General features: G+C 63.5%; 23 protein-coding genes. 16 read left to right on the top strand and 7 right to left on the bottom strand.

The window, feature by feature from the left end; translation table 11 throughout:
- The first annotated feature begins 41 nt into the window (after nt 1-41).
- On the top strand, nt 42-1,592 hold the full coding sequence (locus tag JWQ90_RS10865) for an acyl-CoA synthetase (RefSeq protein ID WP_299693428.1): 1,551 nt from the start codon (nt 42-44) through the stop codon (nt 1,590-1,592).
- A 115-nt stretch (nt 1,593-1,707) separates the two neighbouring features.
- Here the strand turns inward: JWQ90_RS10865 and JWQ90_RS10870 are convergent, their stop codons facing one another.
- Nucleotides 1,708-2,997: a cytochrome P450 gene (locus tag JWQ90_RS10870; RefSeq protein ID WP_299693431.1), complete on the bottom strand. Its 1,290-nt coding sequence runs from the start codon at nt 2,995-2,997 to the stop codon at nt 1,708-1,710.
- Nucleotides 2,998-3,174: 177 nt separating this feature from the next.
- On the opposite strand from JWQ90_RS10870, the gene JWQ90_RS10875 reads away from it, so the two are divergent.
- Entirely contained in the window at nt 3,175-4,383 is a 1,209-nt protein-coding gene (locus JWQ90_RS10875; protein WP_299693434.1) for an acetyl-CoA C-acetyltransferase, read from the top strand.
- A gap of 69 nt (nt 4,384-4,452) precedes the next feature.
- On the top strand, nt 4,453-6,603 hold the full coding sequence (locus tag JWQ90_RS10880) for a 3-hydroxyacyl-CoA dehydrogenase NAD-binding domain-containing protein (RefSeq protein WP_299693437.1): 2,151 nt from the start codon (nt 4,453-4,455) through the stop codon (nt 6,601-6,603).
- A 58-nt stretch (nt 6,604-6,661) separates the two neighbouring features.
- Here JWQ90_RS10880 and JWQ90_RS10885 read toward each other — a convergent pair whose 3' ends face one another.
- Nucleotides 6,662-7,426, bottom strand: a complete 765-nt coding sequence (locus JWQ90_RS10885; RefSeq protein ID WP_299693441.1) for an SDR family NAD(P)-dependent oxidoreductase — start codon at nt 7,424-7,426, stop codon at nt 6,662-6,664.
- Between the two features lie 400 nt (nt 7,427-7,826).
- Here JWQ90_RS10885 and JWQ90_RS10890 point away from each other — a divergent pair, with 400 nt between their 5' ends.
- Nucleotides 7,827-10,157, top strand: a complete 2,331-nt coding sequence (locus tag JWQ90_RS10890; RefSeq protein ID WP_299693444.1) for a TonB-dependent receptor plug domain-containing protein — start codon at nt 7,827-7,829, stop codon at nt 10,155-10,157.
- Nucleotides 10,158-10,421: 264 nt separating this feature from the next.
- Nucleotides 10,422-11,147, top strand: coding sequence for a TetR/AcrR family transcriptional regulator (locus JWQ90_RS10895; RefSeq protein ID WP_299693447.1), 726 nt, complete (start codon nt 10,422-10,424; stop codon nt 11,145-11,147).
- A 232-nt stretch (nt 11,148-11,379) separates the two neighbouring features.
- Here the strand turns inward: JWQ90_RS10895 and JWQ90_RS10900 are convergent, their stop codons facing one another.
- Nucleotides 11,380-11,610: a hypothetical protein gene (locus JWQ90_RS10900; RefSeq protein WP_299693450.1), complete on the bottom strand. Its 231-nt coding sequence runs from the start codon at nt 11,608-11,610 to the stop codon at nt 11,380-11,382.
- A 192-nt stretch (nt 11,611-11,802) separates the two neighbouring features.
- Here JWQ90_RS10900 and JWQ90_RS10905 point away from each other — a divergent pair, with 192 nt between their 5' ends.
- From JWQ90_RS10905 to JWQ90_RS10920, 4 genes are all read left to right on the top strand, one after another.
- Complete coding sequence (locus JWQ90_RS10905) at nt 11,803-12,222, top strand: hypothetical protein (protein WP_299693453.1); 420 nt, start codon at nt 11,803-11,805, stop codon at nt 12,220-12,222.
- A gap of 153 nt (nt 12,223-12,375) precedes the next feature.
- Nucleotides 12,376-12,900: a VOC family protein gene (locus JWQ90_RS10910; protein ID WP_299693456.1), complete on the top strand. Its 525-nt coding sequence runs from the start codon at nt 12,376-12,378 to the stop codon at nt 12,898-12,900.
- A gap of 27 nt (nt 12,901-12,927) precedes the next feature.
- A complete protein-coding gene (locus tag JWQ90_RS10915) occupies nt 12,928-13,380 on the top strand; it encodes a hypothetical protein (RefSeq protein ID WP_299693459.1) in 453 nt (150 codons plus the stop codon).
- Nucleotides 13,381-13,423: 43 nt separating this feature from the next.
- Complete coding sequence (locus JWQ90_RS10920) at nt 13,424-13,750, top strand: hypothetical protein (RefSeq protein ID WP_299693462.1); 327 nt, start codon at nt 13,424-13,426, stop codon at nt 13,748-13,750.
- Between the two features lie 228 nt (nt 13,751-13,978).
- On the opposite strand, the gene JWQ90_RS10925 is transcribed toward JWQ90_RS10920, so the two are convergent.
- Entirely contained in the window at nt 13,979-14,401 is a 423-nt protein-coding gene (locus JWQ90_RS10925; protein WP_299693465.1) for a S4 domain-containing protein, read from the bottom strand.
- A gap of 16 nt (nt 14,402-14,417) precedes the next feature.
- A complete protein-coding gene (locus JWQ90_RS10930) occupies nt 14,418-15,677 on the bottom strand; it encodes a TCR/Tet family MFS transporter (protein ID WP_299693467.1) in 1,260 nt (419 codons plus the stop codon).
- Between the two features lie 29 nt (nt 15,678-15,706).
- On the opposite strand from JWQ90_RS10930, the gene JWQ90_RS10935 reads away from it, so the two are divergent.
- Complete coding sequence (locus tag JWQ90_RS10935) at nt 15,707-16,117, top strand: group II truncated hemoglobin (RefSeq protein ID WP_299693469.1); 411 nt, start codon at nt 15,707-15,709, stop codon at nt 16,115-16,117.
- Nucleotides 16,118-16,187: 70 nt separating this feature from the next.
- On the opposite strand, the gene dacB is transcribed toward JWQ90_RS10935, so the two are convergent.
- Nucleotides 16,188-17,678 carry a D-alanyl-D-alanine carboxypeptidase/D-alanyl-D-alanine-endopeptidase gene (gene dacB / locus JWQ90_RS10940; RefSeq protein ID WP_299693472.1) on the bottom strand — a complete coding sequence of 497 codons (1,491 nt, stop codon included), beginning with the start codon at nt 17,676-17,678 and terminating at the stop codon, nt 16,188-16,190.
- A 44-nt stretch (nt 17,679-17,722) separates the two neighbouring features.
- Between dacB and JWQ90_RS10945 the strand changes: the two genes are divergently transcribed.
- The 6 genes from JWQ90_RS10945 (at nt 17,723) to JWQ90_RS10970 (ending at nt 24,373) form a co-directional block, all read left to right on the top strand.
- Nucleotides 17,723-18,403: a phosphoglycolate phosphatase gene (locus tag JWQ90_RS10945; RefSeq protein WP_299693475.1), complete on the top strand. Its 681-nt coding sequence runs from the start codon at nt 17,723-17,725 to the stop codon at nt 18,401-18,403.
- 39 nt (nt 18,404-18,442) lie between these two features.
- A complete protein-coding gene (locus tag JWQ90_RS10950; RefSeq protein WP_299693477.1) occupies nt 18,443-19,060 on the top strand; it encodes a paraquat-inducible protein A in 618 nt (205 codons plus the stop codon).
- The gene (locus tag JWQ90_RS10955) at nt 19,047-19,709 is read left to right on the top strand and encodes a paraquat-inducible protein A (protein ID WP_299693480.1); all 663 of its coding nucleotides are present in this window, start codon (nt 19,047-19,049) and stop codon (nt 19,707-19,709) included. The genes JWQ90_RS10950 and JWQ90_RS10955 overlap by 14 nt, the downstream gene beginning before the upstream one ends.
- Nucleotides 19,710-19,725: 16 nt before the next feature.
- Nucleotides 19,726-21,420: an MlaD family protein gene (locus JWQ90_RS10960; RefSeq protein WP_299693482.1), complete on the top strand. Its 1,695-nt coding sequence runs from the start codon at nt 19,726-19,728 to the stop codon at nt 21,418-21,420.
- The gene (locus tag JWQ90_RS10965) at nt 21,417-21,980 is read left to right on the top strand and encodes a membrane integrity-associated transporter subunit PqiC (RefSeq protein ID WP_299693484.1); all 564 of its coding nucleotides are present in this window, start codon (nt 21,417-21,419) and stop codon (nt 21,978-21,980) included. The genes JWQ90_RS10960 and JWQ90_RS10965 overlap by 4 nt, the downstream gene beginning before the upstream one ends.
- Nucleotides 21,981-22,273: 293 nt before the next feature.
- Nucleotides 22,274-24,373, top strand: coding sequence for a M3 family metallopeptidase (locus JWQ90_RS10970; RefSeq protein ID WP_366919497.1), 2,100 nt, complete (start codon nt 22,274-22,276; stop codon nt 24,371-24,373).
- A gap of 2 nt (nt 24,374-24,375) precedes the next feature.
- On the opposite strand, the gene JWQ90_RS10975 is transcribed toward JWQ90_RS10970, so the two are convergent.
- The gene (locus tag JWQ90_RS10975; RefSeq protein WP_299693489.1) at nt 24,376-25,911 is read right to left on the bottom strand and encodes a transposase; all 1,536 of its coding nucleotides are present in this window, start codon (nt 25,909-25,911) and stop codon (nt 24,376-24,378) included.
- Nucleotides 25,912-25,925 lie beyond the last annotated feature (14 nt).

Here is a 25,925-nt window from a genome sequence, read left to right on the forward strand (position 1 = left end):
TTGTCGCTTGCGACAATGCCGTCCAACCGAAGGAGAAACCGATGAGCGACGCCCCTCTGCGCTACCCTGGGATGTATGCCAAGTCGCATGGCGACAAGCCTGCGGTCACCATGGCCGGGAGCGGCGCCGCAATGACCTACGCCGAACTCGACGTCTATGCGAACCGGCTCGCGCGGTTTTATCAATCGATCGGCCTGGCTGCTGGCGATCACGTGGCTTATTGCGTCGAGAATCGTCCCGAATGCCTCGCGGTGCAATGGGGCGCGCACTATGCCGGGCTGTACTACACCTTCATCAGCACTCGGCTGACGAAGAACGAAGCAGCCTATATCGTCCAGGACTGCGACGCCAAGGTGGTGGTGCTCACCGACAAGACCGCGCCAGCGCTGGTCGAAGCCCTGCGCGAACTGCCGGGCAAGCCGCGTCTGTATACGCTCGACAGCGGTTTCGGCCTCGATTCTTTGTCTACGGCTTTGGCAGCGTTCGACGCCTCGCCGGTCACCGGCACGCTGGAAGGCAGCGAGATGCTGTATTCGTCCGGCACCACCGGCCGGCCCAAGGGCGTCAAACCGGCACTGACCGGCAAGCCCCTTGGCAGCACGGCGCTGATCGCGGACCTGTTGACGCGCGGTTTCGGTGCGACGGCCGACACGGTCTATCTGCAGCTCGCACCGTACTACCATGCCGCCCAGCTCAAATGGTCGCAATCGATCACTGCGATCGGGGCTACGGTGGTGATGATGGAGAAGTTCGACGCGGAAGGCGCATTGCAGGCGATCGATCGATACAAGGTCACCCATAGTCAATCCGTGCCGACCATGTTTCATCGGCTGCTGGCATTGCCGGATGCGGCGAAGCAGCAATACGACCTGTCCAGCCACAGGTTTGCGGTGCATGCTGCGGCGCCGTGCCCGATCGCCACCAAGCAGGCGATGATCGATTGGTGGGGGCCGATTCTCGTCGAGTACTACTCCTGCACCGAGACGATCGGCACCACGCTTTGCGACAGCAAGTCCTGGCTCAAATACCCCGGTACGGTGGGACGCTCGATGATGGGCGTGCCGCACATCCTGGGCGAAGATGGTAAGGAACTGCCGGTGGGCGAAGAGGGCCTGGTGTACTTCTCGGGCGGCCCGCCGTTTAGCTATCACAACGATCCGGCCAAGACGCAGGAAGCGCATAGCCCCGAAGGCTGGGCCACGGTCGGTGATATCGGCAAGCTCAACGACGAAGGCTTCCTGTTCCTGACCGATCGCAAGAGCAACATGATCATTTCGGGCGGCGTCAACGTGTACCCGCAGGAAACCGAGAACGTGCTGTCGACACATCCAAAAGTGTTCGATGTGGCCGTGATCGGTACGCCGCATGGTGACCTCGGAGAGGAAGTCCGCGCCATCGTGCAGCTCGAACCCGGCGTCAGGCCCAGCACCGAGCTGGCGCAGGAGCTGATCGCCTATTGCCGTGAGCAGCTCTCCGCGATCAAATGCCCGCGCGCCGTTGATTTCCGCGACGAGCTGCCGCGGGAACCGAACGGCAAGTTGCTCAAGCGGTTGCTGCGCGACGAGTACAGGGCACAGTTTGCGAAGAGCTGAGCGCCACGGTTCGAAGGGACAATAACCAAAAGATCGGAAGACGGGAGGCTCTCATCCGCCAAGGGTTCGATCGGCGCGGGACAAGTGCAGCCTGTGCCAGCTTCCAGTCTGCGCGTCAGCCTAGTTCGAAGCGAACCGGCAGCGTCTTCGGCCCGTTGACGAACATAGCCTGTGTCATCGTCGGCGTACCGTCCAGAGAGATCGATTTGATGCGAGTCAGCAGTTCTTCGAACAGCAGGCGCATTTCGAGGCGCGCCAGATGCTGCCCCAGGCAGACGTGCGCGCCGAAGCCGAAAGCGATGTGCCGCGTCGGCCCGCTGCGATCGACGCGGAACTCGTAGGGTCGTTTGAACACGCTTTCGTCGCGGTTGGCTGAGGCGTAGCAGAGCATCAGCCAGTCACCCTTGGCGATGTGCTGTCCGCCGACTTCGGTGTCCGCCGTCGCGGTGCGCATGAAAGTCTTCACCGGCGTTGTCCAGCGGATCGCTTCGTCCACCATCGACGAGATCAACGCCGGACTCTGCTTGAGCTTGGCAAATTGATCAGGACGCTCGCATAAGGCCCAGACCGCGCCGGCAGTCGACGACGACGTGGTGTCGTGACCGGCCGCGGCGATGACGATGTAGTAGCCCATCTCGACTTCCGGCGGCAGCGGCTTACCGTCGATCCTGGCGTTCGCGATCAGCGAGATGATGTCATCCCGCGGATTCGCGCGGCGTTCGGCAGACAGCTTGCCAAAGTACTCGCCGAAGACCTGCACCGTCGACTGGAAAGCCTGTGCCAGCACTGCGACGGCACCGTCATTTCCGAGCTTGGGCGCAAGATCCGGATCGAGCGGCGAGAAGATCTCCTGCGTGAGCTTGAGCATCAGCAGCTCGTCGGCCTCGGGCATGCCCAGAGTTTTCATGACCACGCGCAGCGGATAGTGCAGCGCCACGTCGTTGACGAAGTCGCAGCGCCCGTCGCGCGATAGCATCCGGTCGACCGTGGCCCTTGCAAGCTCGCGTATGCGGTCTTCCATTTTCTTGAGATTCGCGGGCATGAACCACATCTGCGCCAGCGTGCGAGCTTTCGAATGATCGGCAGCGTCGAGATGGATCAGCGTGCGGATCAAGTGCGGGCTACCACCGGTCATGGCGCGGATGAGATCGTCGCTGGCCTTGTCGACGATCACCGGCGCGCGGTCGCCGTTGTGGAAGAGATCGTTGTTGCGGCTGACATGGAGCAGATCGGCGTATCGGGTCACGACCCAGAACGGGTCGTAGCCCGCCGGTTCGGCCAGTCCCAGCGGCTGATGCTCGCGCAGCCAGCGATAGGTTTCGTGAATGCGCGCATCGGCGTAGGCAGCGGGATCGACCAGGATCCTTGCGATGTGTGGCGGAAGCCGCGCACCCGTGGTTGTCACGATTGATTCTCCTCGACGATGGGCCGTCGCGAACGGCTTCGACTCTAGCGGCTGGAGTATTCGTGCGCCGGTGCCGAGGGGCATCGTCGCTTCCGACGATGCCTGTCGCGCAGCCGGTTCCTATGCTCGCAACCTAGAGATTTTCTTTCCAGTTCCGACGGTAGGGCCCCCGTTCCCATGACTCAAACCGCTTACATCTATGACGCCATCCGCACGCCGCGAGGCAAGGGCAAGAAGGACGGCTCCCTCTACTCGATCAAGCCAGTGCACATGGCGGCAGGGCTGTTGACCGAATTGCAAACGCGGCACCGCCTCGACACCTCGCTGGTGGACGACGTGATCATGGGCTGCGCGCAGCCCGTAGGCGAACAGGGTGGCGCGATCGCCAAGTGCATCGTGCAGTACGCAGGCTGGGACGAGAGTGTTCCGGGCGTGCAGCTCGACCGTTTCTGCGCTTCGGGTCTTGAAGCGGTCAACCAGGCTGCGAGCCGTGTCGCCTGCGGCTGGGAAGATCTGATCGTCGCGGGAGGTGTCGAATCGATGTCGCGCATTCCCATGGGCTCCAGCGGCGGGGCCTGGATTCAGGATCCGGAAATCGCGTTCAAGTTGCTGTCCGTGCCGCAGGGCGTCGGCGCCGATCTGCTCGCAACCATCGACGGCTATTCGCGCGAAGACGTCGATGCGCTGGCGCTCGAATCGCAACGCCGCGCCACGCGGGCGCGCGACAGCGGCTGGTTCGACCGCTCGGTGGTGGCGGTGCGCGACGTCAACGGACTGGTCGTGCTCGATCGCGACGAGTTCATCAAGCCCAGTTCCACGATGAAAGGTCTCGGCGCGCTGAAGCCGTCGTTCGAAGCGATGGGCAAGATGGGCTACGACGACATCGCGCTGCGCAAGTATCCGCAGGTCGCCAGGATCAACCACGTACACACACCCGGCAACTCGTCGGGCATCGTCGACGGCGCCAGCGCGGTGCTGATCGGCAGCGAAAAAGCCGGCAAGGCGCTGGGCCTGAAGCCGCGCGCTCGCATCGTCGCTACCGCGGTGCTGTCGACCGAGCCGACGATCATGCTCACGGGTCCAGGACCCGCGGCCAGGAAGGCGCTGGCCAAGGCCGGCATGAGGGTCAGGGACATCGACATCTTCGAGATCAACGAGGCGTTCGCGTCCGTGGTGTTGCGTTTCATGAGGGATCTCGACATCTCGCCGGAGATCACCAACGTCAACGGTGGCGCGATGGCGCTGGGCCATCCGATCGGCGCCACCGGCGCAATGCTCGTCGGCACGGTGCTCGACGAACTGGAGCGCCGCAATCTGAAGCGCGCTCTGGTCGCCCTCTGCGTCGGCGGTGGCATGGGTATCGCCACCATCGTCGAACGCGTCTGACGCTGCCCTCCACTTCTGCGACAGCCCGCGCAAGGGCGTCGCGATCCAAGACAAGAGCACCATCGAATTATGAGCGCATTCAAATACGACAAAGACGCCGACGGCATCGTCACCGTGACCATGGACATGCCGGGGCCGGTCAACGCGATGAACCCCTTGTACCGCGACACGATGGCCGAGACCGTCGCGCGCCTGGAGAAGGAAGAGGGTCTCAAAGGCGTGGTCATCACATCGGCAAAGACCACGTTCTTCGCCGGCGGTGACCTCAATGAGCTGCTCGCGGTGAAAGCGGGCGACGAAGCGCAATTTCAAGCCTTGATCGACGCAATGAAAGGCAGCCTTCGGCGCATTGAAAAGCTGCCGGTGGCGGTCGTCGCTGCGATCAACGGTGCGGCACTCGGCGGCGGCTTCGAGATCACGCTGGCCTGCAATCGCCGCATCGTCGTCGACAGTCCTGCCGCGGTCGTCGGCCTGCCGGAAGTCGGCCTCGGCCTGCTGCCTGGCGCCGGTGGGATTGTGCGTCTGGTCAACATGCTGGGCCTCGAGAAAGCACTCCTGCTGCTGTTGGAAGGCACCCGGCTCCAGCCGGCCGATGCGCTGAAGGCAGGACTCGTCGACGAGATCGTTGGGCAAGTCGAAGACCTGTTGCCGACCGCCAAAGCCTGGATCAAGGCGCAGATCGCCGCGGGTGCTTCGGCATACGAACAGCCCTGGGATCGCAAAGGTCATCGCATTCCGGGTGGAACCATGGCGATGCCGGACGTCGCCGGCAAAGTAAGTGCCGCTGCGGCGATCCTGGCGAAGAAGACACGCGGTCTTCTGCCGGCGCCGGAACGGATTCTGGCGGTGGCGGCGGAAGCAACCATGCTGGACTTCGAGTCCGCGCTGCGCGTGGAGACGCGCGGCCTTACATATCTGGCGATGACGCCGCAAGCCAAGAACATCATCAGCACGATGTTCTTCCAGATGAATGAAGTGAACGGCGGTGCCAGCCGCCCGAAGGACATCGGCAAGAGCAAGCTCAGCAAGGTCGGCATTCTGGGAGCCGGCATGATGGGGCAGGGCATTGCGTATGCCTCGGCTATAGCGGGTATCGAAGTGGTACTGCGCGACGTGACGCTGGAGGCTGCGCAGAAGGGCAAGGCCTATTCCGAGAAGCTGCTCGCCGCAGCGGTCGCCAAGGGGCTCATGACCGAAGAGAAGAAGGCCGCCGTTCTTGCGCTGATCAAGCCCACGGACGATACAGCCGACCTGCAAGGGGCCGAATTGATCGTCGAGGCCGTGTTCGAGAACGTCGATCTGAAAGCCATGGTCACAAAGCAGACCGAGCAGTTTCTAGCCGAAGGCGGCGTATTTGGCTCGAATACATCGACGCTGCCGATCAGCTTGCTGGCCAAGGCGGCCAAGCACCCCGAGAATTTCATCGGCATCCACTTCTTCTCGCCGGTCGACAAGATGCCGCTGGTCGAGATCATCCGCGGTGAGCGCACCGGCGACGCCGCACTGGCGAAGGCCTTCGATTACGCGCGCCAGATCGGCAAGACCGCGATCGTGGTCAACGACTCGCTGGGTTTCTTCACGTCCCGCACCATCGGGACTTTCCTCGACGAAAGCTGCCGCCTTTTGCTCGAAGGACTCAGCCCCGTCGCGCTTGAAAATCTGGCACGGCAGATCGGCATGCCGGCCGGTCCGCTCACGGTCTTCGACGAGGTCAGCCTGGAGTTGATGCGCAAGGTCAACGAAACGCACAAGGCGATGGGCGTATTCGGTTCAACCTATGACGCCAGCGCGAGCGATGCGCTTGGCAACACGATGATCAAGGAACACGGGCGCCCAGGCCGTCAGTATGGCGGCGGGTTCTATGAATATCCGGCGCAGGGCGAGAAGTTCCTATGGCCCCGGCTCTTCGATCTGTTCTACAAGCCGGACGTGAAATTGCAGGACGCGGACGTTAAAGATCGTATTTTGTTCCGCCAAGTCATCGAGGCGATCAAGTGCCTGCAGGAAGGCGTGCTGCACTCGGTGGCCGATGGTAACGTCGGCTCCATCCTCGGCATCGGTGCTCCGATCTGGACCGGCGGTTTCATCCAGTTTGTGAATACCTATGGCGTGCAGCGTTTCGTCGATCGCAGCCGAGAACTCGAGATAGTTTATGGTCCGCGCTTTGCGCCGCCGGAGCTGGCGATCGCCAAGGCTAGGGCGGGAGAGTCATTCAGGTAAGTACGATCGCGATATCACCAAGAAACTCGTCGCCGAGCGCGTCTAGCAGCCTGTACCGTCAGATGCCTTCGATCTGGTGCACGCGCCACCACAGCATTCCTGGAATCCAGCGGCGCAGCCACCACGAGACGCGGGTCAGCGGACCCGGAAACACCCATAAGGCCTTGCCGGGCAGAATGCGTTCGATCTCGTCGAGAACCGCCTCCGGCGCAATCGGTGGGAACACGTTGAAGATCTTGGGCCAGACCGTGCCCTTGGCCTGTTCCAGCAGCGGTGTGGCCACGATCGGCGGGCACACGCAGACGATGCGCACACCGCTGTTACGGGTTTCGTGGTAGAGCACTTCGGTGAAGGCCGCGACCGCGTGCTTGGCGGCGTTGTACGCGCCCATGTAGATGAGTGGCCAGTGACCGGCCATCGACGCGTAGCTCACGAACTCTCCACTTCCGCGCGTCATCAATCTCGGCAGCGCGATCTTGACGATGTTGACCATGCCGCCGAAGTTGATGGCCATGATCATCATGATGAGTTCGCGCGGCTGCTCGTTGAGCAGTCCCAGCGGCATGATGGCGGCGGCATTGGTCAGGCGCGTGATCGGGCCGAGTTCGGTCTCGCAGCGATCCACGGCGGCCTCCACCGCCGCAGGGTCGGTAATGTCCACGACGAGCTTCAGCAGCTTGGGCGACTCGCCGAGTTGGGCGAGTCCCGATGCATTGATGTCCATCGCGGCCACGGCCCAGCCACCGGCCAGTGCTCGTTTCGCCGTCAACTGACCCAGCCCGCTGCCAGCGCCGGTGATAAACAGCACCTTCTGATTCGTCATGAGGAATCTCTCGGGCACCCGGCCACGCCGGTTGCCAATGGTTCTATGATCGCCGCATTGTGCGGTTGGCCAGCCTCGCGCAAGCTCGTCGCTTCCGACGAATTGGGAATCTCTTCCGCCAAGGGAACTGCAGTAGGCAGTGAAGAAACCCACGCGCCATCCGGCTTGTCGAGCCTGTGCCGTTTGACCAACGGCTGATTGAACGCTCACGAACGGTAGTGGATGCGAAATAAGTCGTCGCTTTCGACGACTCATCGAGATCCGGCTGCTCGATAGCATCGACCGCATGAATTTCGCCGGAATAGCTCGCGGGTGATATCGGGGCCCCGTCGCGACACACAAGTATTCATCACACAAAAGTCAGTACAAGAAAATTACGCGGTACTTGAGGAGAGAGAACTTGCGCTTAAGCTTAGGGTATGCCTTGATGTTGTTTTGCGGTTCCACGCAAATTGCAAGCGCGACCGACCCGGTCGTCGCTCCCGAGACGGATTCGGCCATCCGGATCGAAGCTGCCCAGATGACGCCGCAACCGCAGCCTGATACCGGCAGTGCAGACGCAGCGCCGCTCGCAGCCGAGACGGGCGCCGTCAAGGAAAAGCAAAACGTCACCGAGAAGGCAGCTGACGACGAACCGAAATCCGCAATCGAAGAAGTTTTCGTTACGGCTCAAAAGCGTTCGGAAAGCGTGATGAAGACCCCGATCGCGGTGACGGCGATATCGGGAGACGATCTGGCGGCGGGAGGTATCACCGACACGGGCAGTCTTAAGTTCGTATCGCCCGGCCTCACGTACGACGAGTTCGGCGGGTACCAGTTCTACTACATTCGCGGCGTCGGCGCCGATTTCGTTGCGCCCGGCACCAATAGCAGCGTCGCGATCTATCAGGACGGCATTTTCATGCCCCTTGCACCGACGGGCGGACAAACGCTGTTCGACGTGCAACGGGTAGAAGTGCTGAATGGGCCGCAGGGCACACTCTACGGGCGTAACACCACCGCCGGAGCCATCAACATCATCACGAAGCGTCCATCAATGGACGCTCTCAGCTATAAAGTCGCGGCCGGGCTTGGCAACTATGATTCCAGAAACCTGGCCGCCTACGTTACCGGACCGCTGGCCGAAAATCTGGCGGGCAGTGTTGCGTTCTCATACGATGAGCAATCGCCGTATATCAAGAACAAGGCGCCTGGAGCCGATGGCGTCGACGACGAGTCAACCGGCAACGTGCGTGGTAAGCTGCTTTACAGGTTAGGCGAAGGCGCCGAGGCAGAACTGGCTGGCTGGTACGTGAAATCGGACAACCAGCAGAACGGTGCATTCAAGCAGTTCCAGCCGGACTCTACAGGCGTCGCGCTGGGAGGCACTCAGAACTACGCGCGGCACGATATTTACAACGATGTGCCCTTCGACTGGGGCGCAAGGCAGGCGGGTGGAGACCTGAAAGTCAAAATGCCTTTCACCGGCTTCGATCTGGTGAGCCTGACGGGCTACCAGGATGTTTCGACTCCCATCACGATCGACTACGATGCCACGGAAGCGCCAGTTGCCTTCTTTGTCTCTGAAACTGTGACCAGGGCGGCATCGCAGGAATTGCAGTTCGTTTCCAACGGCGACGGTCCGCTGCAATGGGTCGGCGGCCTTTATGCCTACTACAACTACAGCGCCTTTGATCACCTGAGCGTTCCGGCGGGAACGACTCCGCCGATTACCTTCGATCAACCCCAGCAGCATATCGACGATGCTTCGCGCTCCAACGCCTATGCAGCCTACGCACAGGCAAGCTACAAGTTCGGCGCGGAACAGAACTGGAGGCTCACGCTCGGCAGCCGCTACAGTCTGGAAAAGGCTCGTCTCGACAAGGCAACGATCACGGTCGACGGTGCAGGTCAGGTGGCCGAGTTACCGGGCGGCGCTCATAAGAACTGGACCGACTTTTCGCCGAAGATCTCGCTTGACTACAGCACCGACAACAGTCTCACTTACTTCACGATCTCGCGCGGTTTCAAGGCCGGCTCCTACAATCTGCCTTCACCCGGTGACACACATCCAGTAGATCCTGAGAAGCTGACAGCATTCGAACTTGGCTACAAGCTTAGCTTCGCCGACGGTAGAGCCCGACTGGAAGCGGCGTTATATGACTACGACTATCGGGATCTTCAAGTGGCAACGATCACCGATCAGACCGCGCCCACTCAGCTCGACAATGCGAAAAAGGCGGCCGTGCGAGGCGTCGAGATCAATCTTGTCGCCAAGCCGCTCGCGAGCCTTCAGATCAATACGGGGTTCTCCTACATGTTCGAGCACGAATACAAGGACTTTGAGGACGGCGTCGCTTTCATCGATAACGGCGCGGGCAACACGCCAACACCGAGAGATTTTTCCGGCAACACCTTGGCGCACTCTCCTAAATGGTCGGGCAACGTTGGTATTTCCTATAGCCGTTCGCTTCCCATGGGTGACGTGCAGGTGTCGACGAATGTGTACCACAGCGGCCACTACTTCTTCGACTCCAGCAACGACGCGCGTGCAACTCAGGACAGCTACACCGTTCTCAATGCACGTGCGGTCTGGGCCCACATCGCCAATCGATGGAGCGTCGCGCTATGGGGAAACAACTTGACGAATGAGAAGTACTATTCCCAGCAGCTCTTGAATGCGCTGGGCATGTTTGGCCAATACGCGCCACCGATGACGCTCGGAGTGACGCTCGGCTACGAACTGGATTAGCCGGCGGTCGGCGTACGGGCCCTCGTACTCCTGGTCGTAGGCGATACCGTTGGTGATCAGCACGAGCAGGCGATTGGGCAGGCGCATCGACGCGACCAACAAGGGGGGAGGTCTGCTGTCGGTCGTCACGATAGCAGTAGAACATGTTCTACTGCTTCTCCGACTGGAGCTTTGCATGTTGAAGGGCCGCCGAATTATCTTTAAGACAGAAAGCCCGCTTAGCCGCTAACATTGGTGCCTTAATAAGACATACTGGATTCGCAAGTGGCCGCAACATCGAAAAAGAACGAGCCGGATTTCAGAGAGGCACATATCGAGAGAATCCTCGAAACGACCAAGCGGCTGCTCTCCGAGGTCGGCAGCCAGAAGATGACCATTCGGTCGCTAGCGGCCGCCAGCGGGGTCGCACCGGCCACGCTCTACAATCGCTTTGGCGGAAAAGAAGCGCTCATTTCAATGGCCGTCATCGACCATTACGAGCGCAATGTACTTCACGGTTTTATTCAACATGATGGATCGGGGTCGCCGATCGAGAACTTCATCCATGGCCTTAAGCTCCTGACGCGTACCTGCCATGACAATCGGTCGTTTACGAGTACCCTGGTGGGTTTGTATTTCAAGCTGGATAATGATCGCCACATGCCGGAATCGATGTATGGCGCACTTTACAAGACTTGGTTACTGCTCATTGAACAGATGCGGCAGCAGGACTCATTGAAAAAATGGGTGTCGGCTGAGGCCATCGCCGCCGAAATGTGCGAACGCGCTTTCGCGGTGATTCTTAAATGGGCACGGCAGGAAATTGCCGACAAGACTCTTTTCGATCGACTCGTATTTGGCACGCTCTCCATTTTGCTCGGCGCCTCGCGCGGATCGCAGGCCGGTGATATCGAGCAGACCCTGGAAAAAGTGCTGGCCAAGCCCGGTTTCAGGAGTCGATCCGCTTTGCGCAAGGCAGGCTCAAAGAATCCGAAGCCGACCTCACAGTGAGGTCAGGAGTGTTTAGTCGTTGGCCGGCTGCCTGGGGTGTCGCGACGTGCTTGGGCAACACGCCCGTGCTCATTCAGCCGCGCTGATTCGTCGAAACCGACGATTTTTCCGTTCCTCGCGAAGGTGCACCATGCATCTGTCGGCAGGGCCTCAGAAGCGGGCCCGCCAGCCGGCGGATGGTTTCCCGTAGCGACCAGGTCGTCGGTAGCTCCATTTGGGAACAGAAAAAGTCTCACGATGTTTTAGCGTAACCAGCATGCACTGCATCAGTGCTCTTTGTCCCTGCTGCAGGAACACAGACGAAATGGGGCGAGGGCTTCTGAACGTATGCTTGTGCGTGATAATCAATCGATGCCAGGTCGATCTCAAGCTGCGAAATGGCCACGATCAAGTTGAACGAGAACGAGGAAGTCACCAGCAACACAGTGCGCTGCCTTGTTAAAGGGGCGGTCAGGCTGAACAAGACCCTTGGCAATCCCACAGCCGTTTAGTGCCATGGAAATACCGCCCGGCAACGGCTCCCGGCCGGCGTGCCGGTGTGTACCGATCTGCAGGCTCCACGTGTCGCGCCGATTGACATTGCGATGGGCGGCCTGGGAAATCCGGAGTGCCTGCATCAGGCAGAATTGCGGTGGGTATCAACGGAGGTCGTCGAATGAAGTATCGCGTATCGCCAGAAGATGACCGATTTCGGCGGGCCTTCGAGGCCCTGCAAATTGACGCCGGAGAGTTTGATCATGCGGCGCATGTGCGGCTGGCCTACGCCTACCTGTGCGAAGACTCGGTGGAGGGAGCCGTCGGGCGTATGAAGGGCGCGCTTCTGGCGTTTCTTGCGCATCTCGGCGTTGGTGAGTCCAAGTACCATGAGACGATCACTCGAGCATGGGTGCTGGCGGTCGATCACTTCATGAATCGGTCGGCGGCTTGTTCATCGTATGCGGAGCTGGTCCGCATCAGCCCGCAGTTGCTCGACAGCAGGATCATGCTCACGCATTACTCGGCCGATGTGCTGTTCTCTCCTGCGGCTCGCAAGGCCTTCGTTGAACCGAACATTCAATCCATCCGTCCGTCCTGAGGTGGGTTGTTGCTGGCGCCCCCTTGCACCTGGAGGATCGTTCTCACTGGAGCGCGCATCGCCCCCTGTGTAGAGCGGGTCATAGCCGCGACTGTGCCGTTCCAGGCCTCAGTCGCGGGTGTGACCCGCTCCTACAGTGCAGTTGGTGTTCCGATGGTGTTCGTCGATCACAGCCCGCTGGTGAAGGCGTACCAAGTGAGCACTGCCAAGCAACCGGACCATAAAGCCGGCATGCGCGGTAATGTATGCGTTCTGCGCTGGAATTACCGCAAGGAGACGACGACGATGAATGAGTTCACAGCGGAAGCCTCTGGTCTGAGCCAGGTCGGCCAGATCGCCGTCCCGGTCAGTGATATCGATCGGGCAGTTCAGTTTTACCGGGATGTGCTTGGCATGAGGTTTTTGTTTCAGGTGCCGCCCGGCCTGGGCTTCTTCGATCTGAACGGCGTTCGCCTGATGCTGGATGGCCCGGCCAAGGCGCAGGCCGGGAACAGCTCGGTGATCTACTACAAGGTCCCGGATCTTGAGGCTGCGTTTGCAGCGCTGTCGCAGCGAGGCGCTCAGTTCGAGGCGGGGCCGCATTTGGTCGCGAAGATGTCGGATCACGAATTGTGGATGGCCTTCTTCCGTGATCCGGACCAAAACCTGCTCGCGCTGATGAGCGAAGTGAGGCCGTGATGGCTCGGCGCGCCGCTTGATCCGCACATGACCGCTGACGAGGCCATGTCGTTTGTTCGGGAGCATGGCATCGTGCTGACGGCGGCCCGCGGCCCTGTCCCGTGTTTGGCAGAAGCCATTGCCCGGGAGCCGATCAAGGGGAGCTGGTGGGCGCATCCCAAGGGCCGGCAGATTTTTGCGGTGTTGCAAAAACTCAGCGAGTCGCCGGAAATTCTGGTTTGCCGCCTGGTCAATGGGAAGGTGACGCTGGTTCATCGGCGGCTGTGGCCTGCGCTGATCAGGCTCGCGGATCAGTTCGAGCCCGGTCAGCTCGCACAGGTGCATCAAGAGCACACTTCTGCGGGGCATCATGTGGCGCACGATGTCCCTTATCCGCAGTGGGTTCCTGAAGCCGCCTTCGAAGAGGCGCAGCGTCTCAGCAAGGCGGATGCGCTAAAAGCATTGGGGCCGATCGGCCGCCGGAAAACGCGGCACGTTTAGGCGTAACCATCGTTTGTTTCAGAAAAAGCGGAGCGAAACGGACATGTCGATCCCAGAGCGCGACTGGAAACTGTTTCGGGAATTGCGTGAGCTTGCCTTGGACCGCTTTTGCAAGCGCGTTCTTGTCGAGGTCGCGGCGCTTGCCGACAGTGATCTGCTGTCGGCCCATGAGCGCTACAGAAACCTCTATCAGCTCATACATCGCCGCGACAAGGAACTGGCGCAGTTGTTCGACGACCCGAGGCGTTCGAACGCGTCGATACAGCTCCGCCTGATCTACGCTCGTGGTCTATTCACCGCCGATGAGGTCGATCGGTTCAGTGCCGAAACACGAAGTGAAATGACTCGTGCAGGTCTTGGCGTGCCGTAAGGCGCCCGACGCCGAGCTGCAGCAGTAGGAGCGGGTCATACCCGCCACTGTGCCGTTCAAGGCCTCAGTCGCGGGTATGACCCGCTCCTACAGCAGCGGCGACCGATGGTCGGTACGCGGCCAGAATGCTGTTCACCGATTGCAGTGCAATCGATGCGCTGGCGGGGCCTCACGTCGGCAAAGGATTGCCGACCTACGATTCAAGTGCGCGGTGGTTTCATCACCGCGCTACTCCAACCCGCTGTCGATCAGCGTGCGCTTGAGCTTTTCCAGCAGCCGGCGCTGCTTCTTGTCCGGCCGCACCGATTCGAACGAGGCGTTCTGGATGCGGCGCTGGTCGGCTGCCTGTTCGCGCTGCCGGCGGCTGGTTTCGGTTTCTTCGTAGAGCTGGCGTGCGATCGGCGCGGCGCCGCGCTGGTCCGACAGGCCTTTGACGATCACCTCGAGTTCGTCGAAGCCCTGGCGCAGCCGGATGCGGGCATTCAGCGCGACCGATTTGGCGGGCTTGGCGCGATCGCCCTCGTAGCGGACCTTGCCGCCGTCAATGGCTTCCTGCGCCAGGCTGCGGGTCTTGTAGAAGCGTGCTGCCCACAGCCATTTGTCCAGGCGCACCGGCCCGAAATCGCTGCTGCCCGAATCTTTTGCGCCCATGCCGCGAAGCCTACCCTCAGGCAGGCTGCTCGGCATGGCGCACGGCCGAGCGGGTGTAGTGCGCGGCCAGCAGCAGGCCGGCGCCCAGCAGCAGCGCCGCCAGCCAGAACGGCGCGCCCGGCCAGGGGTGATGCGTCGCTGACGGCGCGATGAAGTAGGCGAAGCTCAGGTTGAACAGGCTGGGGCCGATCACGCCGGCTATGCCCATCAGGCTGGCATTGGCGCCCTGCAGGCGGCCCTGCTCGCTGGGGCTGACGTAGCGCGTCATCAGGCCCTGCGCGGACGGCCCGAACAGGCCCATCAGCGAAATCATCGGCAGCCCGATCCAGAACAGGGTCGGGGTCGCGGCCGATGCCCACAGCGCCAGGCCGACGGTGCCGAAGCACAGGCCGGCGAGCAGGGTGGGGCGCTCGCCGAAGCGCGCGACGCTGCGCCGCACCAGGCCGCCCTGGACGATGATCCCGCAGACGCCGACCGCGGTCAGCGCCCAGCCGACCTGGCCCGTGGTCCAGCCGTAGCGATAGCTGGAATAGATCACGAAGGTGTTGGAGAACACTTGATGCGCCAGTTGAAACAGGCCGTAGACGCCAGCCAGGCCGAGCAGATCCGGGTGCGCGCGCAACAGGTTCAGCGCGCCCACCGGGTTGGCGCGGCGCCAGACCAGTATTGCCGTGCGTTTGGCCTTGGGCAGCGACTCGGGCAGTACCAGCCAGCCGTAGGCGAAGTTGGCCAGCGCCAGCGCCGAGGCGATCCAGAACGGTAGCCGCGGATCGACGCTGCCGAGCACGCCGCCGACCGCGGGGCCGATGACGAAGCCGACGCCGAAGCCGGCACCGATCACGCCGTAGCCGGCGGCGCGCTTGGCCGGCGTGGTCACGTCGGCGATGTACGCGCCGGCGGTCGCGAAATTGGCCGCGGTGATGCCCGAGATCAGCCGGCCGACGAACAGCCAGGCCAGGTTCGGCGCCAGCGCCATCAGCAGGTAATCCAGGGCCAGGCCGAGACAGGACACCAGGATCACCGGGCGCCGGCCGTAGCGGTCGGACAGCATGCCGAGCAGCGGCGAGAACAGGAACTGCATCAGCGCCCAGGCAGTGCCGAACAGCGCCAGCATGCCGGCGGCCTGAGCGGTGTTGCCGCCGGAGAAGCTCTCGACCAGCTTGGGCAGCACCGGGATCACCATGCCCAGGCCGAGCACGTCCAGCAGCACGGTGAAGAAAATGAACAGCAGTGCGCCCCGGCGGATGCCGGTGGGCTCGGTTGTGCGATCAGTCATCTGTTTTCCGGCTTACCATGTCTCTCATCATGCAAATCACTTCAAGCGACACCCCGACAACCGGCACTCTGTACGAGTTGCTCGGCGGCGAGACCGGCCTGCGACGGCTGGTCGACGCCTTCTATGACCGCATGGATCGCGAAGCGTCCTGTGCGGGGATCCGCGGCCTGCATCCCGACAGCCTGTCAGGCTCGCGCGACAAATTCTTCTGGTTCCTGTGCGGCTGGTCGGGCGGCCCCGACCTGTACCTGCAGCGCTTCGGCCATCCGCGGCTGCGTGCCCGGCACCTGCCTTATCCGATCGGCGAATCCGAGCGCGACCAATGGCTGTCCTGCATGCAGGGCGCGATGACCGAAGCGGAGGTACCCGAGCCGGTCCGGCGGCGCCTGACGAGCTCGTTCTTCCAGACCGCGGACTGGATGCGCAACCAGCCCGGCTGAGTGTGAAGCAAAGGTCGCGCCTGATGCAGCGGTAGGTTGGGGTGAGCGCAGCGAACCCCAACATTGGCGCTCAATACTTCGCCAGCACCGCCTGGATATCGTTGCGCGCCGCTTCCATCGACTTGTACAGCGGCACGTGCTGCATCTTCGGGCCGCCGTTGACGATCACCGCGAACGCCATCCAGCCGCCGTTTTTCTTGCGCAGGTAGCCGGCGATGCCGCAGACCGAGCGCGGCTCGTTCATCGTCCCGGTCTTCAGGGTAACCCGGTCCAGCCAGTCGGCATTGCCCTGGCGCACGAACGCGAACGGTGCCTGGCGCGGTACCACCAGGCCGCCGTAGAAAGCCGGGAAGTTGCGCGTGTCGCGGTACTGGTGGCTGAGCAGGCCGATCAGGTCGTCGGCGCTCAGCTCGTTCTCCGGGGTCAGGCCGCTGCCGCTGAACATCTGTGGCGGCTGCGGCTTGGGGCCGCGGGTATCGTCGCGGGTGCTGGCGACGAAATCGGCCAGCGCCTTGGCGGCTTCGGCGAGCTGCGCCGGCGGCTTGGCCAGGCGCGCGGCGCCGAGGTTCAGCGTCAGCAGGTCGGCAATGTAGTTGTTGGAATAGCGCAGCATGCGGCCGAGCTGCTCGCGCAGCGCCAGGCCTTCTGTCTGCGCCAGTACATGCGAGCTGCCGGCCAGCGGACCGTAGACCACTGCCACGTCGCTGCCACCGACCTTGATGCCGAACTCGACCAGCATCTCGCGCAGCGTCTGCCCGGCGCCGAGCGCCGGGTTCGACATCGCGCGGAACACGCGCTGGTCCATGCCCAGCGGGATGGTGCCGCCGACCCGCAGCAGGTCCTGGCCGTCGCGGGTGACGCGCTCGACCCAGAAGGTGTTCTTGCCGTTGGCGGCGACCGTGTTGATGCTGCCCTCGACCGGCACCGGCAAGCTGGCGGTGCCGCAGCCGCGGGTCTGCGCGGGCTCGCCGACCGAGGCCCCCTGCACGTAGACGCACCAGGTGCCGTAGTCGACGCCGACCGCGGCCAGCGGCACGTTGAACGCGGTGTCGCTGCGCTCCAGCGCCTCGCAGCGGTCGATATTGTCGCAGCCCAGCGGGCCGTAGGCCGGGTTGACCACCACCTTGCCGCTGATCGCCTCGACGCCGGCGCCGCGCAGCTGCGCGACCAGCAGCCACAGCGACTGGTGGTCGAGCGTGGCATCGCCCTCGCTCTGCAGCACCAGGTCGCCTTCGAGGCGCTTGTCCTTGACCGCGCCCAGGCCGAGCAGGCGGGTCTGGAAGGCCTTGTCCGCCGGCCAGGCGTCCAGCGCGGCGGCGGCGACCGCGATCTTGGTCACCGAGGCCGGAGCCAGGCGCTGCGCAGGATTCAGGGTCTGGACAAGCTGGCGGCTGTCGAGGTCGTAGATCGAGGCGGTGACGAGCGCGCCGTCCGACTGCAGTTTCTTCAGCGCGGTAAAGTCCGCCAGAGCGGGGGCTGAGAGTGTGACGAGGGCCGCGGCGAGGCATCCCGCGGCCAGGCGCCGGAGCGCGGGAGCTGAGCACAAAGCAGGCTGGGGCAAATCCGGTAACTCCTGATGTCTTTCCAGGGAACACAGACACGCGAATGCGGCTGATTATCTTCGATCTCGACGGAACCCTGGTCGATTCTCTGCCCGACCTGGTGCAGGCGGTGAACGCGGCGATGGCCGACTACGGCTGCCCGCCGGTCGGCCGCGAACGGGTGGCGCCGTGGGTCGGCCGCGGTTCGCGCGTGCTGCTGCAGCTCGCGCTCGATCATCACGCTGTCGACAGCGCGGCGCCGGGTTTCGACTTCGAACGCGCGTTCGCGCGCTTCATGGTGCATTACGGCGAGCACCTGCTCGGCGAGACGCGCCTTTACAAGGGCGTCGCCGATACGCTGGCGGCATTGTCCGGGCGGGGCATCACGATGGCGGTGTGCACCAACAAGCCGGAACGCTTCGTGGCGCCGCTGCTGCAGGCGCTGGGCATCGGCCATTATTTCGCCGCCCTGCTCGGCGGCGACTCGCTGGCAGAGCGCAAGCCTCACCCGGCGCCGCTGCTGCATCTCGCACGACAGTTCGGTGTCGCCCCCGGCGACTGTCTGATGGTCGGCGACTCTCGGCATGACGTCGAGGCGGCGCGCGCGGCCGGTATGGCCGTGGTCGGGCTGAGCTACGGCTACGGCGGGGATCGGGATTTTGCGATAGCGCCGCCCGATCGGGTGCTGGCGGCGATGGCTGAACTGCCGGCGTGGCTCGACCATTGCAACGCGCGGCTCCGATAACGAGCCATGCAAACCCGATAACTGCGCCAAACTGCGTCCATGTCCGAAGCCCCGATCGTGATCTGCGAACACTGCGACGCGGTTTACCGCCGCCGTCCGCTGGCGCTCGGGCAGCTGGCGCGCTGCAGCCGCTGCGACGGGCCGCTGTATCGGAACCGGCCGATCGATCTGGACGTGATGCTCGCGCTCGCGGTCGCCGCGCTGATCGTGCTGGTCATCGCCAATGTGTTTCCGATCGTGAATCTGCAGGTTTCGAACGATGACCGCGAGGCGACGCTGTGGGGCGCGATCCTGGCCACCTACGACAGCGGCGTTGGCTTTGTCGCGCTGCTGGCCGCGTTGACGGTGTTTTTCTACCCGCTGCTGCAATTGCTGCTGTACCTGCACGTGCTGCTGCCGCTGCGCTTCGGCATGCGCGGCGCCGGTTTCAACACCTCGATGCACCTGCTGCGCGCGATGCAGCCCTGGAGCATGGTCGAAGTGTTCGTGCTCGGCGTGCTGGTTGCGCTGGTCAAGCTGTCCAGCATGGCCGAGGTGACGCCCAAGCTCGGCATGTGGGGTTTCGCGCTGCTGACGGTGCTGCTGACCTGGCTCAACAGCTTCGACATGCACCAGCTCTGGGATATCGCCGAGGAGCGCTGCAGTGGCCGCGACTAAGGACGCGCCGCTGGCCACGGCCGTGATCGGGGCCACGATCACGGCCCAAGATCTCGGCGTCGCGGGGTGCACCGCTTGCGGCCAGGTGGTGCGGCTCAGCGAGAACTGCGACGGCGCGCCTTGCCCGCGCTGCAACGCGCCGCTGTGGCATCGCAAGCGCTATTCGTTTTCGCGCACCTGGGCGCTGTTGATCGCCGCCGGCATCCTGTATATACCGGCGAATCTGCTGCCGATCATGCGCACCCGCACCTTGGGCGGCGCGGCGCGCGACGACACCATCCTGAGCGGCGTGGTCGAGCTCTGGCAGGCCGGGTCCTGGGACCTGGCGGTCATCGTGTTCGTTGCCAGCATCCTGGTGCCGGTGGTCAAGATCGGCATGCTGGTCGTGCTGCTGGTGACGTCGCAGCGCGGTTCGCACTGGGCGCGGGTCAACCGCAGCCGCATGTACCGGCTGATCGAGTTCGTCGGCCACTGGTCTATGCTCGATGTGTTCGTTGTCGCGCTGATGGCCGCTCTGGTGCGCTTCCAGAGTCTGGCCGACGTGACGCCGCGGCCGGGGGCGGTGGCTTTCGGCGCCGTCGTCGTGCTGACGATGCTGGCGTCGCGGCGCTTCGATCCGCGGCTGATCTGGGACCCTGCTCCAAAATAATGCGATCGACACCGACATGAGCGAATCCGAACCCGATCTGAGCCAGCTTCCCGAGCCCAAGCTGCGCCGACCGCGCCGCTGGACCGTCTCCGTGATCTGGGTCGTGCCGTTCATCGCCGCGGTCGCGGCGGCGTTGCTGGGCGTGCGCAGCTACCTCAGCTCCGGGCCTTCGCTGACGATCGATTTCAAGACCGCCGAAGGCATCGAGTCCGGCAAGACCGAGATCCGCTACAAGGAGGTGCCGATCGGCAAGGTCAAGCGCACCGAGCTGACCGACGACGGCCAGAACGTACGCGTGCATGTGTCCCTGATCCGCGACGCCGAGATCGTCGCGGTCGAGGATTCGCATTTCTGGGTGGTGCGCCCGCGGGTCGGCATCGGCGGCGTGTCCGGGCTCGGCACGCTGATTTCGGGCGCCTATATCGGCGTCGATCTGGGGCACTCGACCGAGGAGCGCACGCATTTCCAGGGCCTGGAGAAACCGCCGGGCGTGACCAACGACCAGCGCGGCCGGCGCTTCGTGCTGACCACCGACGACCTGGGCTCGCTGGACGCGGGATCGCCGATCTATTACCGGCGCATCGCGGTCGGCCACATCATCGACCGGGAACTCGCCGCCGACGGCAAGCGCGTCACGCTGCAGATGTTCGTCGACGCGCCCTACGACCGGTTTGTCACCACCAATGCACGCTTCTGGAACGCCAGTGGCATCGACGTGCAGGTCGACGCGACCGGCTTCAAGCTCAATACCCAGTCGCTGGCGACGGTGATCGCCGGCGGTATCGCCTTCCAGCCTTTCCCCGAGGATCAGCCCGGCGAGTCGGCACCGGAGAACACGCAGTTCAAGCTGTTCGACGATCGCGCCGCGGCCGAAGCGCCGTCGGAGGCCGAATCGGTGCGTTTGCGCCTGCGCTTCTACCAGACGGCGCGCGGCCTGACGGTCGGCTCACCGGTGGACTTTCAGGGCATCGACATCGGCAAGGTCAAGTCGCTGGAGCTGGACTTCGACCGCGACCGCAAGGACTTCTGGACCGACGTCGCGATCGACGTATATCCGCGCAGCATGGGCCGCGCTTTCGACAGCTGGCAGCGCAATACCCAGCGCGAACCGAAGAACGCGGACACCTTCTTCCGCATGCTGATCGAGCGCAAGCTGCGCGCGCAGCTGCGGCCCGGCAACCTGATCACCGGCCAGCTTTACGTCGCGCTCGACTTCGATCCGAAGGCAGAAAAGGTGGTGGCGCCCGCGGGCCAGTCGCCGCTGGAGATCCCGACCTCGCGCGGCGAGTTCGACCAGATCCAGAAGCAGATCAGCAGCATCGTCACCAAGCTCGACGCGATCCCGTTCGACCAGATCGGCAACAACCTCAACCTCACGCTGCAGTCGGCCGACTCGCTGGTGAAGAAGCTCGATGGTCAGGTGATACCGGAAGTGCAGAAGGCGGTGGAGGAGGCGCATCGCACGCTCGGCGCCGCCACCGACGCGCTGTCCGACAACGGCCGTCTGCAGTCCGATACGCGCGGCACGCTGGACGAAGTCGGCCGCGCCGCGCGCTCGCTGCGCACGCTGGCCGACTACCTGCAGCGGCATCCCGAGTCGCTGCTGCGCGGTCGGCCCTCGGGCGAGCAGGACCTGTCGGCCTCACCGCTGCCGGAACCGCTGGCGACCGAACCCGCCGTCACCACTCCCGCCGTGCAGGACAAGCCATGAAGCTGGCAATGAAGATATCGCTCGCGCTCGCATTGCCGCTGCTCGCCGCGCTCGCGGCCTGCAGCTCGGCCGCGCCGGTGCGCTACTACACCCTGGTGCGTCCGCTCGATGCAGCCGCGCCGACACAGCGCCAGGCCGGTGTCGAGGTGCTGCCGGTCAAGGTGCCGGCCGCGGCCGACTATCCGCAGCTGGTGATCCGCCAGGGCGCACAGCGCGTCGAGCTGATCGAGTCGCAGCAATGGATCGCACCGCTGCCGCAGGAAATCCGCAACGGCCTGGTCGCGCGGCTGTCGTCGGTGGCGGTGCCGGCCGGCGTCGAGGGGCTGACGCTGAGCGTGGACGTGACCCGCTTCGAATCGGTGCTCGGCGCCTACGCGCTGCTCGAGGCGCAATGGCAGCTACGCGCCGGCCGCGCCGCGCCGCTGGTGTGCGCGACGCGCGTCTCCGAGAAAGTCGGCGAGGGCTTCGACGCGCTGGTCGCCGGCCACCAGGCCGCGCTGGACCAGCTGGCCGAGGCCGTCGCCAGCGCTATCCACAGCGCAGGCCGCAGCTGCCCGTAGGTCGGCAATCCTTTGCCGACGTGTACGCCCGATACGCGATCGAAGTTTCACGTCGGCAAAGGATTGCCGACCTACTGAGGAATTCCGGTTGCTGCGAATGAGAGGTTTCCCCTGGAACCGCATCGACCGAACCCGTGTCATTACGAATCGCGGCGCGCTTCCCGCCGCCCGACCCAGCACTTCGAAAAAATAGAAGGGAATCGATGAGAAACCTGTTTGTCTCGGCCGGCTTTGCCGGCTGCCTGGGACTGGCCGCCTGCGCCAGCACCAATACGCCCGCCCCGGAGGCGACCATGCCCGCCACTGCCGCCGCGCCGGCTCCGGTCAATCCGCTGACCGTGCTGAGCCCCTTGCCGTATCACTATCCGCAGTTCGACAAGTTCAAGGACGAGGATTTCATGCCGGCCTTCGAGATCGGCATGAAGGAAGGCCGCGCCGAGATCGACCGGATCGCCAACAATCCCGAGGCGCCGAGCTTCGACAACACCATCGTCGCGATGGAGCGCAGCGGCCAGACGCTGGCGCGCGTGTCGGCGATTTTCTTCAACCTGACCGGCGCCAATACCAACGACACGCTCGACAAGATCGAGGCCGACATCTCGCCCAGGCTGTCCGCGTACAACGACGCGATCAACCTCGACCCCAAGCTCTATGCGCGCGTGAAAACGCTGTATGACGGCCGCGCCCAGCTCGGGCTGGACGCCGAGAGCGCGCGGCTGCTCGAGCGCTACACCATCAACTTCGTTCGTGCCGGCGCGCAGCTGTCCGACGCCGACAAGAAGCAGCTCACCGAGTACAACGAGCAGCTGGCCAAGTTGACCACGCAGTTCCAGCAGAACGTGCTGAAGGAAAGCAATGATTCGGCGGTGCTGGTCGACACCCGCGAAGAACTCGACGGGCTCGACGAGGGCGCGGTCGCCGCCGCTGCCGAAGCCGCCAAGGCCAAGGGCCACGAAGGCAAATTCCTGATCACGCTGCAGAACACCACCGGCCAGCCTGCCGAGACCGACCTGAAGAATCGCGCGCTGCGCGAGCGCATCTACAAGGCCTCGGTCGAGCGTGCCAATCGCGGCAACGACGCCGACAACAAACCGGTCGTCGCGAGCATCGTGCTGGTGCGCGCCAAGCGCGCCGAACTGCTCGGTTATCCGAGCCACGCTGCTTATCAGCTTGAAGATTCCACCGCCAAGACCACCGCCGCCGTGAACAAGCTGCTGGATCAGCTGGCACCGCCGGCGGTGGCCAACGCCCGGCGCGAAGCGGCCGACATGCAGAAGCTGATCGATCGCCAGAAGGGCGCCCAAAATGGCGCGTTCAAGCTCGCCGCCTGGGACTGGGCCTACTACGCCGAGGCGGTGCGCAAGCAGCGCTACAACCTCGACGAGGCCCAGATCAAGCCGTATTTCGAACTCGACAGCGTGCTGCAGAATGGCGTGTTCTACGCCGCGCACGAGCTGTACGGCCTGAGCTTCACCGAGCGCAGCGATCTGCCGAAATATCATCCGGACATCCGCAGCTTCGAGGTGTTCAAGGACGGCGTGCCGCTGGGCATCTTCATCTTCGATCCGTTCAAGCGCGACTCCAAGCGCGGCGGCGCCTGGATGAATTCGTACATCGACCAGAGCGAGCTGTTCGGCTACCAGGCTGTCGTCGCCAATCATCTGAACATCCCCAAGCCCAGCGCCGGCGAGCCGGTGCTGCTGACCTCCGACGAAGTGCAGACCATGTTCCACGAGTTCGGCCACGCGATGCACGGCCTGTTCTCCAACGTGAAATACCCGCTGTTCTCGGGCACTAACGTGCCGAGGGATTTTGTGGAGTACCCGTCGCAGGCCAACGAGATGTGGGCGACCTGGCCCAAGGTGCTGGCGAACTACGCCAAGCACTACAAGACCGGCGCGCCGATGCCCTTGTCGCTGGTGCAGAAGATCAAGTCCGCCGAAAAGTTCAACCAGGGCTTCGGCACCACCGAATACCTGGCCGCGACCCTGCTCGACCAGGCCTGGCATCAGCTCTCGGCCGAACAGGCTGCGAAGATCACGGACGTCGCCGCGTTCGAGAAAGACGCGCTGGCCAAGGCCGGCGTCGATTACGCGCCGGTGCCGCCGCGCTACCGCACGACGTATTTCTCGCATGCGTTCTCGGGCGGTTATTCGGCCGGCTACTACTCCTACATCTGGAGCGAAGTGCTGGTGGCCGACACCGACGACTGGTTCAAGGAGAAGGGCGGCCTGAAGCGCGAGAACGGCGACTGGTATCGCGAGCATCTGCTGTCCAAGGGTGGCAGCATCGAGGCGATGGACCTGTACCGCGATTTCCGCGGGCGCGATCCGGTCATCGGGCCGCTGCTGGAACGCCGCGGCCTGACCGCGCCGGTAGCGAAGAAGAAGTAAACCTAAAAACCGCAGTTGACCTCTAATTTAGGGGGTCCGTTGGCGGGTAAAGCGCGGCATCGGAGCTGGTTGAGGGCCATTAGGACGGCTCGCAGGTAGTCGCAGATGTGCTGCCAGGTAGTGGTTCCGGGTAACTGCTCCGCAGTTTGGTTGCATTGCTTGAGTTTGGCCGAGACCGCCTGAAGTCTTGCGATGGCTTGATGCGCGAAGGCATGCAGCGGGGTGATGCGGATCACCCGTTGATGGGCGTGTTCGGTGACGCGGGCGACGGCGGTCAGCAGTAGCGGTCGCGCGGTGATGGCTTCGAGATGTTTGCGCGGTTCCACCATGCGCAAATACAGGTTCCACCAGTTGTAGATCAGCGCGACGGCCTGGGCCGCGAGCTGACACCGAGCCAGGTCGTGCGTGGTGTAACCGCCCCAGCCCCACTGATTCTTGAGTTCGTCGAAGCCGTTCTCGCAATCCGCTCGATCACGATAGAGTTGCGCCATCATCGGCAGGTCGAATGGGTCATCCGATAGCGTGGTCACCAGCACGGCGTGCTCGTAGGTTTTCATCGTGCTGCTGGCTTCGATGAAACCCAGCACCTGCTGGGCTTGATCTTCGATCGCCACTTCGCCGCGGATCGGACGACGCAGCACCACGATGCGCCGTGCGCGGTCCCAGCCCACGAGTTGGATCGTGCTTTGGCGCCCCTGCCAGCCCTGTCCGGCATCACACCAGTCGTCGTGCGCCCACAGATTGCGCACCACCTTCTGCACGCCCTTGGTCATGCGCAATTTGAAGCAATACGACTGATTGCAGGCTTCCAGTGCCCGCAGAATCTCGTCGCTGCCGTAGCTCTTGTCACCGCGCACCAGATAGGGCCGACGCTCCGGACCCAGTTCCTTGAGCAGCGCCAGAATGCCGGCCAGTCCGTGCTTGGCATGCGTGCAGTTTCCGGGCTGCGTTTCCACCCGCAGTGCCAACCGTAGCGGACTCGCCCAGTAGGTGTGATTGACGTGCGAGGGTCGCCCCGGCTTGTGCGGATTGAAGCCCAGTACCGCGCCCTCCTGATGGCCGTACAGCGGCTTGACCGTGGCGTCCACATCGAGAATCCAGTCGTCTTTCGACAGCAGTGACCACGCACTCTGGCGCAGGTGCTCCTGCATCCAGTGCTCCGATGCCTCTGCGCGATCACTGATGTGGCGTAGCGCCCGCCGCAGCGCATCCTCCGAGACGATCCGGTCCATCCCCAGCAAACCCGGGTTGACGCCGTCGTTGCGCAACGCCGTAACGTGCGCATACCGGTTGTGCCCCGCCAGAATCGACAGCAGCCACGTTCCCAGCACGTCCGCCTTGCCCGGCGCATTCGGGCTGGTGTACGCCAGCGGGCAGTCATCCCGCCAGCGCTGCCACAGCCCCGACAGGTGCAGAAACTCGATGAAGTACGGCATCTGCCCAAACGGCGTCGCCGCCGCGCGCTGGTCCCACGCCACCCGGACCTTGCCTGCGGGCAACTCAAGTCCCGCCATTTCCGATACCGACCGCTGCGCCATTTCCGCCTTGCGTC

This window comes from Hydrocarboniphaga sp. (assembly GCF_028291725.1).
GTDB lineage: Bacteria > Pseudomonadota > Gammaproteobacteria > Nevskiales > Nevskiaceae > Hydrocarboniphaga.